The sequence below is a fragment of the Propionigenium maris DSM 9537 genome (genome assembly GCF_027925155.1).
Classification (GTDB): Bacteria; Fusobacteriota; Fusobacteriia; order Fusobacteriales; family Fusobacteriaceae; genus Propionigenium; species Propionigenium maris.
This window is the reverse complement of sequence record NZ_BSDY01000058.1, coordinates 1-1,271: the sequence shown is the minus strand read 5'-3', so window position 1 is coordinate 1,271 and position 1,271 is coordinate 1. Positions and strand designations below refer to the sequence as shown.

The following is a 1,271-nucleotide window of genomic DNA, read 5'->3' as shown; positions in this document are numbered from 1 at the left end:
CAACTGTAGCAAATATAGCAAGTATATCCACTGTTTTACCTATTGGTCCCTGGGCTCCCTTCTCACCAATGAGAGGAATAAAGATACTACTGATAAGCCCCGGCTTATTCTTTCTAAACTGCATATAGGCAAGAGCAAGAGCTAGTACCGAGTATCCTGCCCAAGGGTGTAATCCCCAGTGAAGGAATGTCTTTCTGATGGCAAAGGATGCCGCTGCTGGTGAGCCACCTTCCACTCCGAGAGGGTTCATAAAGTGGTTCAGTGGCTCTGCAACTCCCCAAAAAACAAGACCGATTCCCATACCTGCAGAAAACAGCATAGCGAACCAGGACACATAGCCATATTCCGGTCTAGAATCATCTGCTCCCAATCTGATATTTCCGTATTTACTGGTAGCCAGCCAGATAGAAAATATAACAAAGGAAGACATAGCTAAAGTATAGAACCATCCAAAATTTGTTACCAGATAACCAAAGGTTGCATTTCCTATTTTTTCAAAACTTTGAGGCATCAGCAGTCCCCAGGATACAATTGCAAGTGTTATTGCAAGTGAAATATAAAAGGTACTGTTATCTTTTTTTTCTACTATTTTTGCTTTTAACGCTTGTGTTTCAGACTTCATAATCCTCCTTTTTTAAAAAAAACGATAGCAAATAACCATTTCATAAATTATTCACATGTTCTTTTAAGAAAGAGGGGAGTACACTCACTCCCCTCTATTTTAATTTTGTAGTTTATCTATAAATAAGTTTCAAAATGAATAAACTATACTGTATTGATATGAATTATGAACAAAAGAATTTGCTGATAATTCATTCAATGACTATAATTAGAACTTCACGCTAAATACTGTCTGCTCCTCTACCTGTGTCTCAAGAGCGTCTAGAGCTACTCCAACTCTGTGGTATCTCAGCTTCCATTGCTCTTCCTTGGAAGTACTAGGATCTCCTAGTGGGTATGGAATTGAGATTGTAGGCACTATCTTGTTAGCTCCTACTGTTTTTGCTACTGGAACCAGGTTAGCCATCTGTACTACAGGGAACCCAGCTTTTTCTATTTCTTTTACCATCGTTGACCCGCAACGAGTACAAGTTCCTCATGTGGATGTCATTATTACACCAGTTACATTGTGCTCTTTAAGGTATACAACTATCTCCTGAGCCATTCTTGATGCCTCTGCTTCAGTTGTTCCAGTTCCTACTGTTGTATAGAAGTGGGAATCGATGCTTCCGATTCTTCCCTCTTTCTCATATGCTCTTAGAGCATCTAAA

2 protein-coding genes are annotated in these 1,271 nt (G+C 39.5%); both read right to left on the bottom strand.

The genetic code is table 11. From position 1 onward, the window contains the following. Positions 1–622: BCCT family transporter (locus QMG11_RS19980; RefSeq protein ID WP_281838222.1), on the bottom strand; the 622-nt coding region annotated here is incomplete at its 3' end. A 207-nt stretch (positions 623–829) separates the two neighbouring features. Then, positions 830–1,271: glycine/betaine/sarcosine/D-proline family reductase selenoprotein B (locus QMG11_RS19975; RefSeq protein ID WP_281838220.1), on the bottom strand; the 442-nt coding region annotated here is incomplete at its 5' end.